At 69.6% G+C, this 12,877-nt stretch carries 13 protein-coding genes and 3 pseudogenes; 11 read left to right on the top strand and 5 right to left on the bottom strand.

Going from position 1 to position 12,877, the window contains the following annotated elements; all coding sequences use genetic code 11:
- Positions 1 to 7: 7 nt before the first annotated feature.
- The 3 genes from ACFWP5_RS15590 to ACFWP5_RS15580 all read left to right on the top strand — a co-directional run bounded on the left by ACFWP5_RS15590 (position 8) and on the right by ACFWP5_RS15580 (position 3,409).
- Positions 8 to 1,804, top strand: a complete 1,797-nt coding sequence (locus ACFWP5_RS15590; protein WP_384155529.1) for a Xaa-Pro dipeptidyl-peptidase — start codon at positions 8 to 10, stop codon at positions 1,802 to 1,804.
- Between the two features lie 130 nt (positions 1,805 to 1,934).
- Positions 1,935 to 2,966: a GlxA family transcriptional regulator gene (locus ACFWP5_RS15585; protein ID WP_384155523.1), complete on the top strand. Its 1,032-nt coding sequence runs from the start codon at positions 1,935 to 1,937 to the stop codon at positions 2,964 to 2,966.
- Entirely contained in the window at positions 2,963 to 3,409 is a 447-nt protein-coding gene (locus ACFWP5_RS15580; protein ID WP_384155520.1) for a DUF6884 domain-containing protein, read from the top strand. The genes ACFWP5_RS15585 and ACFWP5_RS15580 overlap by 4 nt, the downstream gene beginning before the upstream one ends.
- Here the strand turns inward: ACFWP5_RS15580 and ACFWP5_RS15575 are convergent.
- Positions 3,406 to 4,530, bottom strand: a complete 1,125-nt coding sequence (locus ACFWP5_RS15575) for a TDT family transporter (protein WP_384155517.1) — start codon at positions 4,528 to 4,530, stop codon at positions 3,406 to 3,408. The two genes, ACFWP5_RS15580 and ACFWP5_RS15575, sit on opposite strands and share 4 nt — an antisense overlap.
- Positions 4,531 to 4,743: 213 nt before the next feature.
- On the opposite strand from ACFWP5_RS15575, the gene ACFWP5_RS15570 reads away from it, so the two are divergent.
- The 3 genes from ACFWP5_RS15570 to ACFWP5_RS15560 are packed head-to-tail and all read left to right on the top strand — an operon-like array spanning position 4,744 to position 5,840.
- Positions 4,744 to 5,112, top strand: coding sequence for an NUDIX domain-containing protein (locus tag ACFWP5_RS15570; protein ID WP_384155514.1), 369 nt, complete (start codon positions 4,744 to 4,746; stop codon positions 5,110 to 5,112).
- A 45-nt stretch (positions 5,113 to 5,157) separates the two neighbouring features.
- On the top strand, positions 5,158 to 5,457 hold the full coding sequence (locus ACFWP5_RS15565) for a DUF1778 domain-containing protein (protein ID WP_384155511.1): 300 nt from the start codon (positions 5,158 to 5,160) through the stop codon (positions 5,455 to 5,457).
- Positions 5,454 to 5,840, top strand: a complete 387-nt coding sequence (locus ACFWP5_RS15560) for a fic family toxin-antitoxin system, toxin component (RefSeq protein ID WP_384155508.1) — start codon at positions 5,454 to 5,456, stop codon at positions 5,838 to 5,840. The genes ACFWP5_RS15565 and ACFWP5_RS15560 overlap by 4 nt, the downstream gene beginning before the upstream one ends.
- A gap of 25 nt (positions 5,841 to 5,865) precedes the next feature.
- Here ACFWP5_RS15560 and ACFWP5_RS15555 read toward each other — a convergent pair whose 3' ends face one another.
- Positions 5,866 to 6,297, bottom strand: coding sequence for a MarR family winged helix-turn-helix transcriptional regulator (locus ACFWP5_RS15555; protein WP_384155505.1), 432 nt, complete (start codon positions 6,295 to 6,297; stop codon positions 5,866 to 5,868).
- Between the two features lie 193 nt (positions 6,298 to 6,490).
- Here ACFWP5_RS15555 and ACFWP5_RS15550 point away from each other — a divergent pair, with 193 nt between their 5' ends.
- Positions 6,491 to 7,903, top strand: a complete 1,413-nt coding sequence (locus ACFWP5_RS15550) for a DHA2 family efflux MFS transporter permease subunit (RefSeq protein WP_384155502.1) — start codon at positions 6,491 to 6,493, stop codon at positions 7,901 to 7,903.
- Positions 7,904 to 8,185: 282 nt separating this feature from the next.
- Here the strand turns inward: ACFWP5_RS15550 and ACFWP5_RS15545 are convergent, their stop codons facing one another.
- The gene (locus tag ACFWP5_RS15545; protein ID WP_384155532.1) at positions 8,186 to 8,308 is read right to left on the bottom strand and encodes a hypothetical protein; all 123 of its coding nucleotides are present in this window, start codon (positions 8,306 to 8,308) and stop codon (positions 8,186 to 8,188) included.
- 10 nt (positions 8,309 to 8,318) lie between these two features.
- Here ACFWP5_RS15545 and ACFWP5_RS15540 point away from each other — a divergent pair.
- The 3 genes and pseudogenes from ACFWP5_RS15540 to ACFWP5_RS15530 all read left to right on the top strand — a co-directional run.
- Positions 8,319 to 8,536, top strand: a pseudogene (locus ACFWP5_RS15540) (Scr1 family TA system antitoxin-like transcriptional regulator); the annotation flags it as partial.
- A gap of 116 nt (positions 8,537 to 8,652) precedes the next feature.
- A pseudogene (locus ACFWP5_RS15535) lies at positions 8,653 to 9,059 on the top strand (transposase); the annotation flags it as partial.
- 22 nt (positions 9,060 to 9,081) lie between these two features.
- Entirely contained in the window at positions 9,082 to 9,870 is a 789-nt protein-coding gene (locus ACFWP5_RS15530; protein WP_384155500.1) for a Tn3 family transposase, read from the top strand.
- A 224-nt stretch (positions 9,871 to 10,094) separates the two neighbouring features.
- On the opposite strand, the pseudogene ACFWP5_RS15525 reads toward ACFWP5_RS15530, so the two are convergent.
- A pseudogene (locus ACFWP5_RS15525) lies at positions 10,095 to 10,613 on the bottom strand (helix-turn-helix domain-containing protein); the annotation flags it as partial.
- A gap of 199 nt (positions 10,614 to 10,812) precedes the next feature.
- Positions 10,813 to 12,120, bottom strand: coding sequence for a hypothetical protein (locus ACFWP5_RS15520; RefSeq protein ID WP_384155497.1), 1,308 nt, complete (start codon positions 12,118 to 12,120; stop codon positions 10,813 to 10,815).
- Between the two features lie 22 nt (positions 12,121 to 12,142).
- Here ACFWP5_RS15520 and ACFWP5_RS15515 point away from each other — a divergent pair, with 22 nt between their 5' ends.
- Positions 12,143 to 12,841, top strand: coding sequence for a GntR family transcriptional regulator (locus ACFWP5_RS15515; protein ID WP_384155494.1), 699 nt, complete (start codon positions 12,143 to 12,145; stop codon positions 12,839 to 12,841).
- Positions 12,842 to 12,877 lie beyond the last annotated feature (36 nt).

Here is a 12,877-nt window from a genome sequence, read left to right as displayed (position 1 = left end):
CTACAACGTGTCGCTCAAGACCGGCCACGCCACCGAGATCGCCCTGAGCAAACCGGTCTACTCGTACAAGAAGGCCGTCCGCGAGACCGTCTGGGTCGACACCGGGCGCGACGACGACCGCGACGGTAAGAGCGACCGGGTGGCCGTCGACATCGTGCGCCCCGCCGAACCCGCCGCCAAGGGCCGGAAGATACCGGTCATCATGGAGGCCAGCCCCTACTACTCCTGCTGCGGCCGCGGCAACGAGAGCCAGAAGAAGACCTACGACGCCAAGGGCCGGCCGGTCGGCTTCCCGCTCTTCTACGACAACTACTTCGTCCCGCGCGGCTACGCCTTCGTCGCCGTCGACCTCCCCGGCACGGGCCGCTCCGACGGCTGTACGGACGCCGGCGGACCCATCGACATCCGGTCAACGAAGACGGTGATCGACTGGCTCAACGGCCGCGCCCACGCCTACACCACCCACACCGGCACCACCCCCACCAAGGCCGGCTGGACGAACGGCAACACCGGGATGATCGGCAAGAGTTGGGACGGCTCCATCGCCAACGGGGTCGCCGCGACCGGCGTGAAGGGCCTGAAGACGATCGTCCCGATCAGCTCCATCTCCTCCTGGTACGACGCCTACTTCTCCCAGGGAGCCGGACTGGTCGGCAGCGCGCCCACGCCGGGTGCGCTGATCCGTACGGTCGAGAGCGATGCCGTCGGCCAGCGCTGCGCCGCCGTGAACAAGCCGCTCGGCGATCCGGCCGTCGTCAAGTCCGGTGACTGGTCCCCGATCTGGGCCGAGCGGGACTACGTGGCGGACGCGAAGAAGGTGAAGGCGAGCGTCTTCGTCGTGCACGGTCAACAGGACCTCTCCGTCCGCACCAAGAACTTCGGCCAGTGGTGGGACGCCCTCGCGAAGAACGGCGTCGAGCGCAAGATCTGGCTCTCCCAGACCGGCCACGTCGACCCCTTCGACTACCGCCGTACGGAGTGGGTGGACACCCTGCACCACTGGTTCGACCATGAACTCCTCGGCTACGACAACGGGATCGACCGCGCGCCGATGGCCGACATCGAGCGGACCCCGGACCACTGGACCACGGACGCCGTCTGGCCGCCGAAGTCCACAACACCCTTGGCTCTCCGCCCCGTTCAGGGAACGCAGGCGGGCGTGGGCACGCTCGGTACGCAACCCGGGAGCGGGACCGAGACCTTCACCGACGCCACGGACAAGTCCGAGCTCGACTGGGCCGCGCACATCGACCAGTCGACCGGCGAGAAGGCGGGCTTCGTCACCAAGCCGCTCACGAAGCCGCTGCGCGTCTCCGGGGCCTCGCAGGTGACCGTCACCGCCACCTCGACAACCGCGACCGCGAACGTGTCGGCGGTCCTCGTCGACCTGGGCGCGGCGACCATCCGCGACTACAACACGGGCGGCCTGGGCATCTCCACGGTCTCCGGAACGTCCTGCTGGGGCGAGAACTCGGCGCAGGACAGCGCCTGTTACAAGAAGACCGCGGCCGACACCAAGCACGTCACGAGCACCGTCTTCAGCCGGGGCTGGGCCGCGCTCGGCACCGCCGCAGACGCGCACAAGGTCCAACCGCTCACACCCGGCAAGCCCTACACCCTCACGCTCACACTCGCGAGCGTCGACCATGTCGTCCCGGCCGGGCACCGGCTGGCCCTGATCGTCGCGGGCACCGACTGGGGCATCGCCAACCGTGCGACCGACCGGCCGACGATCACCCTGGATCTGGCGCACACGTCCCTGCGACTGCCGGTCGTGGGGCAACCAGGACTGCCCGCCGCGTAGTTCCGGGGCAGGGGACCCGACTCGACCGAGGACGGAATTCCGAGGGGGCCTGCTGGGAGGCACTGTCTCCCAGCAGGGAGGAAACCGGTCGTGGCACCGGCACCGGTCACCGGCGCACGCTGGCTGTTCGATGAACCACAACCGTCCCGGAACGGGCCCCCTGACCGTCACCGTCCTCGTCTTCCCGGGCGTCCGGCTGCTCGATGTGACCGGCCCGATCGAGGTGTTCGCGTCGGCCAACGCGTTCGGCGGGCACTATCGGGTGCAGGTCGCGTCCGAAAACGGCGCCGGGGTGATCACCTCCGCCGGCACCCGCATCGGCGCCGACCTCGCCGTGGACGACGTGCGCGAGCCGTACGACGTCCTCGTGGTCCCGGGCGGCCCGGAATGGGAGACGGTGATCAAGGACGACGCGCTCCTGGACGTCGTCCGGCGACTGCACGGCTTGGCTCGTCGTACGGCGTCGGTGTGCACCGGCGCGTTCCTGCTGGCCGCGGCCGGACTGCTGCGAGGGCGTCGCGCCGTGACGCACTGGCGGCAGTCCCGGCAACTGGCCGCGCGTTTCCCGTCCGTGCGGGTCCAACCGGACGCCATCTTCGTGCGGGACGGCCCGTTGATGACCTCGGCGGGCGTCTCGGCCGGTATCGATCTCTCCTTGGCGCTCGTCGAGGAGCATTTCGGTGCGGAGGTCGCGCGAGCGGTCGCCAAGGACATGGTCGTCTTCATGCAACGACCGGGCGGACAGTCCCAGTTCAGCGTCCGCTCCCAGGTCCCGCACTCCCGCCGGGAGGTGCTACGGCGGGTGCTGGACGCGGTCGCCGCGAACCCCGGCGCCCATCACACGCTGGCCGCCATGTCCCGCCGGGCGGGCATCAGCGTCCGCCACATGAGCCGGCTCTTCGACGAAGAGGTGGGGACCACCCCGGCCCGGTATGTGGAGCGGGTCCGGCTGGAGGCCGCCCAGGTGTTGCTGGAGACCGGTGACGACTCCCTGCCGGTGGTGGCGCGGCGCACCGGATTCGGCTCCGCCGAGTCGCTCCGGAGGGCGTTTGTACGGCACTTGGGGGTGACGCCGGGCGCGTTCCGGACGAGCTTCCGGACGACCGGCATGGCCGCGGCCACCGCGAACAGGGAAGAAAGAGAACAGGACAAGCGAGCATGACCACGTACGACCATCTCGACTGCTTCAAGCCGGAACTCGTCGTCATCCCGTGCGGCAGCCGCAAACTGGACCGGCCCGCGCGCGCCGCGGACCTGTACATCGGCTCGTACCACCGCGCGTGCCGCAAGGCGGCCGACGCGCTGCGACCCGACCGGCTGCTGATCCTCTCCGCGCGGTACGGCCTGCTCGACCTCGACGACGTCGTCGAGCCGTACGACACCCCGCACGGTGCGACGGACGCCGTGACGGCCCAACTCATCCTGGATCAGGCGACGTTGCGTGGCATCGTGCTCCTCGACCCCGTCGTCGCCCTCGGCGGCGCCCGGCACGTCGGCCTCGTCCACTCCGTCTGGCCGCACGCCCGCGCACCGCTGGCCGGAACCCGTGGCATGGGTGAACAGATGGCCCACCTCGCGGCATTGCGCAAAAGCGCTGTCAACTAGCCTGATCGGCCAAGGGAGTTGCTCAGTTCCCGCGGCGCCGAAGGGGCGGTCCGGGTGGCGACGTGACGCAGGGAGCGACCGGCCACGACGATCCAGGCCAGGACGAGCAGCACGTAGAACACGAGGGCCAGCCAGACGAACAACACCGAACCGGTGCGCGCCGCGAGGGCGTTGGTGGCGGTCACGAGCGCGCCGAACGGGAAGATGAACGACCACCAGGTGGGCGCGAACGGCAGCCCCGCGCGAATCGTCCGTGCCGTCAGGGCGGTGGCGAGCGCCAGCCACAGCAGGGCGAAGCCCCACACCAGGATTCCGCCCAGCAGCGCGAGGACCTCGGCGCCCCGGGCGTAGAGCGCGGGCAGCGTGCTCGGTGCCGCCGTGGCCAGCGCGCCGAGTGCCGTCACGGCTTGCCCCAGGGCCCCGAGGCCGATCCACACCGTGGGCACCATGGCGCCGGTGGGTGCGTCGTGGTGCACCAGGCGGCCGTAGAGGATGGCAAGGACCAGGAGTGCGGCGAGGAGGCCGAGGCCGAGCATCGCGTAGCAGCCGAGGAGCAGGGCGAGCCGGAGTTGACCGGGCGGGGTGTGGGGGACGAGCAGGGCGCCGGTCGCGGCGGAGACCATCGGCGGCACGATCGGCATCAGCCAGCCGCCGAACGCCGCGTCCGGCGCGAAACGGTGCCGGGTGACCATCAGGTAGGGCACCGTGCAGGCGGTGGCGAGGCCGAGTGCGGTACCGAGCGACCACAGCACGCGGTCCACGTCCAGCGCGGCGTCGAGCCCGATCACCCGTCGGCCGAGCAACAGCGTCCCGGCGCCGACCGTGAGCAGTGCCATCGGCGGTGCGCCGAAGAACTGTGCCACGACCGGATCCGCCGCGTGCGACCGCAGCGCCCGGTCCCGGACGTAGCCGACGGCCAGCAGGACCAGCAGCAGTACGGCGCCCACCCAGACGACCGTGGCGGCGGTCCGCAGCCCGGGGAGGCTCCGCGGGAGGGTGACCGCCGCGTTGGCGACGATGCCGGTGCCCATCACGGCCGCGAACCAACTGGGGCTGAGGGACGGACGTGGTGCGCTGGGGACCGTGGGCGACAGGGATCGGGTGGACGAGGAGCGGATCATGGCCCCAACGTAGGTCGGGGTCGGGGCGGTACTGTCTGGCATGTCCTGATGCAAGGGCGTCGTGGCAGATATCGAGGGGACGGCCGAGTTCGCAGGCCATGTCGGCGTCTCCCGGTGCGTCCGTACCGCGTGAACCGATCAGTCCCGGGTAGGAAAGGGGCTCGGACGTGCCCGGACGGGCGGGCACTCCTTGTGCGAAGGGACGGTTGGGACATGACGTTGGAGCAGGCCGCCGAAGGCCCGGTGGACGCGGTCGTCGTGAACGACGGACGTGTGCTGCTGGTGGACGTGCAGGGCGGTTGGATCCTGCCGTCCGGTGTCCCTGAGGAGGCCGAGACGGCGCAGGCCACTGCCGCGCGGGTGGTGTACGAACTCACCGGCTATCTCGTGGACGGCACGAGCCTTCTGGAGTCCGAGTCCGGAGGCGGGCCGGCCGTGGTGTGCCATCTGTTGAGCGAAGACCCGTCGGGGGAGGCTCAGCTCACCGCGGGGCAACTTCGCTGGGCACCATTCGCCGACGCCATCGCGGCCGGGCTGCCGACGCCCGTGCGCACCTACCTGGAGGGCCATACGCCGGTGTAGGAAAGACTGGCTCCCCCGCGTGGTACCACTGGTACCGTGGACGTCATGCCGAACACGCCGAAAGCCATGAACCTCCGCTTCCGAGACCCCCGGCAGCGCGCGGCCATCGAGGCCGCCGCCAAGCAGGCCGGGGTCAGCCTGCAGGAGTACATCCTCTCGGCCGCCTATGCGCGCGCGACGGCCGTCGAAGAGCGGTTCCTGGAGGGCTTCAAGGGGTCCATGGCGCGCAGCGGCGCGGCTTTCGCGGCCGAGCCCGGCAGCGCTGATCCCAGCGCCGAGCAACGGGCGGCCGAGGCGGACGCCCTCCGCGAACTCGAGCGCCAGGAGCAGGGCCACGCCGCGTGACCCAGCCCGAGCCACCGCACGCGCTCGACGTCACCTTCCTCCTGCACGCCGCCGAACTGCTCGACCGCGATCCCCAGGTCGACGACTACGGCCCGCTCTACGCCGCTGCCGCCCGGGTCGACGCCCGCGCGATGGAGCGCGACATCTACGGGTCCCTGCACCTCAAGGCGGCCGCGCTACTGCAGACTCTGGCGAAGTTGCCGTGCCTGGAGCACTCCAACGAGGCCTTCGCCTGGCACGCCACCGAGGCCTACCTGATCCTCAACGAGCGGCGCCTCGACTACCCGCCCAAGGCGGCCGTGGCGCTCGTCCGCGACGCGGCCTCCGGGGAGTTGGGCCTCGCCCGGATCGCCCGCCGGCTGCGCGACTGGACCACCGCCTGAGCGGCGCTGGTGAGGCCCGTCGGTCTCAGGTGGTCGCCTTCAGGATGCGCGCGAGCAGGGTCCTTAGCTGTGCGCGGTCCTCCGTGTCCAGCTCGGCCGTCGCCTCCGCGAGCGCGAGGCCGTCGACCTCTTCCGCCTCGCGGTGGCACTCCCGGCCCTTGTCGGTGAGGCGCAGCAGGAACGCGCGACGGTCGTGCGGATGGCGTACGCGCTCCACCAGACCGTCGCGTTCCAGGCTGTCGACGATGCTGGTCGTGGTCCGTGCCGCGACGCCGGTCATCTCGCTCAAGTCCCGCATGCGGAGCGGCTGTTCGGCTCGCGCGAGCATCCGCAGGGCACGCAGCCGCGCGACCGAGGCCCCGTGGGCGCGCAGCCGGGTCTCGACGAACTGGCGCAGCTGGTACGTCGTCTCGTAGAGCTCGTCGACCAGGACGTCGCTGCTGCCGTGCACTGTCATGGCGTTCCCCGTTCCGTGGTGAGAGCCGATTGTACGAGCCTCGGGCGGTACCAATGAGCACTCACATAGTGAGTATGCTCAGCATGTGCTGCCGTTCCGACGCCCTCCCGTCCCCCTCGCCCTTCGCCTTCACCCCCGAGACCTCCGACGGCTGCGGCTCCGCCGCCCCGGCCAGCGTCTCGTCGTCCCCGTCATGTGCGTCTGCGTGACGTTCATAGCCATCGTCGACGGAGCGATCACGACCGTCGCGCTCCCGTCGATCGCCCGCCAGTTCCAGCTGACGACGGCCGCCCTGGACGGGGTGGTCGTGGTCTATCCGGTCTGCCTGGCCATGGCCATACCCGCCTCCGCCTGGCTGGTCGAACGGTTCGGCGCCAAGCGCGTGCTGCTCACCGCCCTCGGCGCCTTCCTCGTCTCGTCACTGCTGTGCGGCGCGGCGGCCGGCCTCGGTCAGCTCGTCGCCTCCCGCGCGGTGCAGGGCCTGTCCGCCGGATTGCTCTTCCCCGCCGCTTCCTCACTGCTCTTCAGCACCTTCAACTCCTGGGAGCAGGTGCGGATTTCGCGGTACATGATCATCCCGCAGCAGATAGCCCCGGCCGCCGCCCCCATGCTCGGCGGCCTGCTGGTCGACCACCTGTCCTGGCGCTGGGTGTTCTACGTCAACCTGCCGCTGGGCCTGCCCGCCGTCGTGTTCGGGGCGCTGTTCCTCGCCGGGCACCACGGCCACCGGCCCGGCCGTTTCGACCTCACCGGGCTGCTGCTGAGCGCGGCGGCTCTGGGCGGCGTGATGTTCGGCGTCTGCGAGGGCCCCAACCGCGGCTGGTCCTCCCCCTCCGTCGTCACCGCCCTCGTCCTGGGCGCGGTCCTGCTCACCGCCGCCATCGTCTTCGAACTGCGCGTCACCGAACCGCTGTTGAAGCTCCGGCTCTTCGCGGACCGGCTCTTCCGGGACACCAACCTGATCAATCTGGTGGGCCTGGTGCCGATCCTCGGCGCGATGTATCTCGGCCCGCTCTTCCTCCAGCAGGGGCAGGGCCGTTCCGCGCTGGAGTCCGGCACGAGCACCTTCCCCGAGGCCTTCGGCGTCCTGCTCACCGTCCAGATCGCCGGGATCCTCTACTCCAGGGTCGGCCCCCGGATCATCATCGGCTCGGGCCTCGCCATGGTGAGCGCGGTCCTGCTGCTCCTCGCCACCTGCGACCAGGACACCGGCCTGTGGACCTTCCGCGGCTACATGTTCCTGCTCGGCATCGGCATGGGCGGCGTCTTCATGCCGACCACGGTGGCCTCGCTGGCGACCCTCTCCCGCAAGGACCTGGCCCAGGCGTCCACGCTCAACACGGTCGTACGGCAGACCAGTGGCGCCTTCGCGCCGGCGGCGGTGACCACGGCCCTGGTCCTGAGCACCCCCACGGCAGCCGCGGCGAATCCGCCCGTCTCCGCCTACCAGCACGCCTACTTGACCCTGGCCGCCCTCGCCGCGGCGACCGCCGTCTTCGCCTTCACGATCCCCGACGGCCCGGCCCGCGCCGCCGCGCGCGGCACCACCACGTCGGGCGGCGGGAACGCTCCGGCTCCGCTACGACGCCACGAGGAGGCACACTGATCGGCGTGGCGCCGACCGCGCCTCTCACGGGCCAACCGGTGAAACCGACCAGGAATCCCTGGAGTTGAGCACGGCGGTCGTGCACCCGGCGAGCTTCTTGTACCGCTGGGACACAGCCGTCGCGTGCTCCGCGGGCACCGGGCCGCCCAATCTCCTCGGCCATGGCGATGATCTCCTCCGGGCCCAACTCACGGGTGGCCAGCACCAGTTGGTTCAGCCGTTCCCGGCGCAGGTTCTCGTACCACTCCAGGGCCCGTACCGGATCGTCGTGCCGCGAGAGCGTCAGGCCAGGACGCGCGCGTCGACGATCGGCTGGGAGCCGCCGTTCATGCCCACGGGGTACATGGGATGGGCGGCGTCGCCGACCGGCGTCACCCGGCGCGGGAGCGGGTCCCGGTCCGCCATCGGGTACCCGGCGACCCACATCCGTAGCTACGAACCCCACGTCGTCCCAGGCCTGCTCCAGACCGAGGACTATGCACAGGCAGTGGTGTCCCTCAACCACCCCGCCCGAAGTCGGCGGAGCTGGAGCGGCGCGTCGCTCTACGCATGGAACGCCAGGCGCTGCTCACACGGCAAGATCCGCCGCCTCCGCAGTTCTGGATCATCATGGATGAGACGGTCTGGCCTCGGGCTTTCATGAGGTGGTCTGTCCGAGGCTTGATCACAAACGCGAGAAGCGCTCCTGACCTGGAACGATAGGACTTGTCGAGGGTCCAGATCGTGCCGTGGAAAGAAGCACTTCTCAGCTGAAGAAACGTATCGGGTCGTACCCGCGTGTCCGCGTTGAGGGCAACGGTCGTGGAGTGGTCTCGCAGGCCGGGGTCGTGCTGTTGGTGGAGACGGTCCGCAAGACGGGCCTGGATACTGCGATATCTGCGGCTCCGACACCCTGGCGCAAGCCGAGGGCGGTACACGATCCCGGCAAGATCCTGCTGGACGTGGCGCTCGCGGTCGCCTCGGTGGCGACTGCCTGGCCGACGGCGGCATGCTGCGGGCCGAGCCGGCCGTGTTCGGGCCGGTGGCCTCGGACCCGACAGTCTCCCGGCTGATCGACACGCTCGCAGCGGGCGGCCGGCACGCCTTGAACGCGATCCGCAGCGCCCGTTCCCAAGTGCGCCAACACGTATGGAAGTCGGCCGGGCAGACGGCACCCGTCCACCCGTGAGGCGCATTACGTGCTGGACGACTTCCTGGGTAACGCCACCGATCTGCCGATCGCCGAGCACGCCACGGACACCCACGGCGTCGTCACGCTGATCAACTTCGCGTTGTTCGACCTGGTCGGGAAGGCGCTCACCCCGCGGATCCGGGATCTGGGGAAGGTCACCCTGTGCCGCGACGACACCCCGACAGCGGTCAACGCCCGCTATCCGCACGCCGGGCCGCTGCTGACCGACCGCCTCGACCAAGACTTGATCATCGAGGTGTGGCCGGATCTGCTGCGGATGGCCGGGTCGCTGAAGTTCGGACAGGCCACTGCGTCGCTGATCGTCGGGAAGTGGTCGGCGGCATCAAGGCAGAACACCCTGGCCACCGCGCTGAAGGAGTGGGGGACGCTGCGGCGCACGATCCACTCGGCGAAGTACCTGTCGGATCCGGTGTACCGGCGCAAGATCTCCTGGCAGCTCAACAAGGGCGAGTCGCTGCACGCGCTGCGCCGTGACCTGCGCTACGCCAACCACGGCACTGTGCGCCGCCGGCAGTTGGAGCAGCAGACCGAGCAGGCATGGTGCCTGACCGTGCTGACCAATGCCGTGATCACCTGGTCGACGGAGTATTACGCGATGGCCGTCGACCGGCTGGGCGCTGACGGCCGGGACATCCCGGACGAACTGCTGGCGCACATTTCGCCGGCGCACAGCGAGAATGTCAACTTCTTCGGCACGATCAGCGTCGACGTGGAGGCGGAACGGGCCAAACTCGACGAACACGGCCTGCGCCCGCTGCGCTCGTTCGGCGTGTGATGGCGGGGATCCGGGTCGATGCCCTGGTCGAACAGGTGAGCCGGGTGCGGTTGACCGCGGGCGGCGAGGACGCCGGCTTGCCGCTTTCCCTGTAGTGATCGGCCCGTGACCAGCAAGATCCACGAAAACGGGGCTAGCGATGATCTTGATGGTTGACTATGCCTGGTCAGAGGCGTTCCGTTCCCGCCCGGGCCGCGACGCAACGACTCCCGGGGCGACGCTCAGGTGAGTTCGGGGCCGCGTTCGAGTCCGAGGATGTCGAAGAACGTGCGCAGGGTGCGGGCGTTGCGGCCGTCGGCGGACCGGAGTAGTCGGCGGGTGTCGTGGTCGACCAGGACGGTGAGGTACCGGTGCCCGCGTTTGTAGGAGATTTCGTCGATGCCGATGCGGCGCAGGTCGGCGAAGCGGTCGGTGGTGGCTTCCACACCAGCCCGGATCCGGGCGATGATCGCGTCGACGGTGCGCCAGGCGATGCGCATCAGCCGTGGCACGGTGGATTTCGTGGTGTGGGTGGCCAGCCAGGCGACCTGGTCGTCGAAGGCCAGGGTGTGTCCGGCGTCGTCGCGTGCCCAGGGCACCAACGCGACGATGACGCCGTATCGGGCGCTGCGGGTCGGCCGGACATGGATCACCAACCGTTTGTCATCGTCGCCGGTGGTGTTGGTGTCCTGTTGGGCGTCGCCACGCTCGATGGTGGTCCTGGACAGTCCCAGGGCTTGCTTCCATAAACCGGCTCCCGGCACGCCTTGTCCTGATCTGGATAATTTTGGTCGTTCAGCACCCACAACCTGGATCGGACAAGGCGTGCCGTCTGTTGGTCGCTGCGCGCCACGCAGCCGTCCTACTCGTCGTCGCGGTTGCAGGCGTCCAGTCAGGCTGATCCCGTGTGCTCGGCGAGGTTGGTCAAGGTGTTCGGGTCGTCCAAGCGCTCCCAGTACCGGGTCAGCGGGTGCGCGGTGCCGCTGCCGCCGCTACGAGCCGTTGGAGGACTCCGGGGTTCGAGGGAAGTTGGAAGTGGTTGACCCCCGGGTTGTCCGTGAGCGAGAAGTGATGGTGGCGCATCCCTGCCCAGACCGCGACCGCCTCGTTGGTGATGTCCTCCTGGTTGATGTCCCCGTCGCGGGTGACCAGGTCGGTGTCGGGGTTCACCACCTGACCGATTCGTAGACTCGCCACGCGCGCGCCGACCACCGTCGCGATGCCGGATCCCTTCTCGGCGTACACGTCGACGTCCGGGAAGTGCGCCGGATCGGTGAACCGGACGAACCCGATGTAGTGCGCCGCGATCTCCGCGAGCACTGGCTCGCCGGCGTCCGCGAGGAGTCGGGGCCAGTCCTTCGGCGTATACGAGCGGCCGGTCGACTTGTCGTAGACGACGACCTCGCGGCGTCCGAACACCCGCGGGTCGGAGGCGCTCATGTAGGTGGACGGTGCGGTGCGCAGCATGCGGGCCGAACTGGTGGCCTTGGCGGCCGTCACCGGAAACGAGAAGTCGGTGAGGTCAAGGCCGGTGAAGAGCACCGGGTACAGCACACCCTGCCCGGGGAAGTTGCCCGCGAGCGCGGTGAAGCCGTGGACGTACCGGAGCTTCCACCAGTCCGGGACGTGCGTCAGCAGGTACTGGATGTAGAGCGGGCCGTTGGAGTGGCCCACCAACTGCACTGGGCGATCGCCATTGGCACGCGAGGTCTGCTCGATCAGTCGGACGGTCCGCTGCAGGAAGTCGCCCTGGTCCGGCGCCAGCCGGAAGTCATAGCCGGCCACTCGGATGCTTCGGTCCCGGACGTATCCGGCCTTCTCCAACGTGGTGTAGAGCGGCTCGTAGAAGGGTGCGCTGCGGGTCGAGCCGTAGCCGGGGATGGACGTCGTCACGCCAGGCTGCTCGGTGAACCGCCGGGCGAACGGTACGCCGTGATCCGGGTTGTAGCGCAGGGTGAGGAGTTCGTCTCGGCAGACGGAGCTGAACGCGGACTGTGCGGTGTCGCCGGCCAGGATCTCGAACCGGCCGGATGACGGGCAGGCCGGGTCGGTCCGCTGCCCCGCGACATCGACCTGGAGGCGGTTGTAGGTGTAGGCCGGAAAGAGGACGACCGGGTTCACGCCGCTCGGGCGTCGTGACGCGGCGGTCGATGTGTTCGCCGACGCGGCAGGAACACCGGCGGCGCACAACCCGGCCACCATCGATGCCGCCAGGATGGCTCTCGCCAGACGTCCGACCACAGCGAGATGAAACCGTGGGATTCGAGTCATGTCCGCATGTTAACATTAGGACATGGATGAAATCAATGATCTCCCCCCGGCGCGACGACGCGGGATGGCCGATGAGGTCGCCGACCGCGTGCGAGAAGCGATCTACGCCGGTGTCTACGCACCCGGTGCGCCGCTGCGCGAGGTCGAGCTGGCGACGGTGCTGCGGGTGAGTCGCGGCCCGGTCCGCGAAGCGCTGCTGCGCCTGGAGCGCGAAGGCCTGGTAAGCAGCGAGTGGCACCGCGGCACCACCGTCACCACGCTGTCGGCCGAGGACGCCGACGAGCTTTACAGCTTGCGGGAGGTGCTGGAGGAGCTGGCCGTCCAGCGTCTGATCCGCCACGCCACGGACGCCGAACTGCAGGCTGTTCGCGCCGCGGCCGATCGGATGGACGGCGCCGCGGACAAGCACACCACCGTCCAGCAGGATCTGGACTTCCATGATGCCGTCTTCGCCGCCGCGCACCACCGGCGCCTCGAAGAGGCATGGCGTGCCGTCCGCTCCCAGGTCCATCTGTTCCTGCTGATCCGCCTCGGCATCAGCGACGACGAGTACGCCAGGCACGTCGCCACCGAGCACCGCGAACTCGCCGACGTGCTTGTCGCACGCGACGAAGAACGCGCGCTGCAACTATTCGCCGACCACCGTCGGCATTCGGCAGCTCTGGTAGCGGCTCAGATTTCGCAGAACTCACCGCAGCCGGCGCCGAACCGGGCGCCATAGATAGAAAAGGGGCATGGCCCAGACACCAAAGAGACC

The organism is Streptomyces sp. NPDC058469 (assembly GCF_042721125.1).
Taxonomy (GTDB): domain Bacteria; phylum Actinomycetota; class Actinomycetes; order Streptomycetales; family Streptomycetaceae; genus Streptomyces.
Note: the sequence above shows the minus strand (reverse complement) of the source record. Positions and strands in the feature narration are given on the sequence as shown.